Source organism: Levilactobacillus paucivorans (assembly GCF_001437125.1).
Classification (GTDB): domain Bacteria; phylum Bacillota; class Bacilli; order Lactobacillales; family Lactobacillaceae; genus Levilactobacillus; species Levilactobacillus paucivorans.
In genome coordinates this window covers 1-218 of record NZ_JQCA01000148.1, presented here as the reverse complement: position 1 = coordinate 218, position 218 = coordinate 1, and the positions used below count along the sequence as shown (strand labels likewise).

The 218-nt window shown below is 44.0% G+C and carries 1 protein-coding gene; it reads left to right on the top strand.

Features of this window, described 5'->3' with window-relative positions; translation table 11 throughout:
• Positions 1-218: transposase (locus IV54_RS11615; RefSeq protein ID WP_237756712.1), on the top strand; the 218-nt coding region annotated here is incomplete at both ends.

The following is a 218-nucleotide window of genomic DNA, read 5'->3' as shown; positions in this document are numbered from 1 at the left end:
AGGTTCAAAATGTCTTAGTTGATGGTGGTTATTCAGGCGTTAATTTTCAGCTCGATATAGCCAGTAATTTAAACGCAACCGTGCAGGTTGCGAAGCGCAATGAGTTGCATCGATTCGAAGTCATGCCCCAACGTTGGGTAGTCGAACGATCTTTTAGTTGGCTAGAGAATTGTCGGCGACTTTGGAAAAATTGTGAGCGTCAATTAACCACCAGTCTG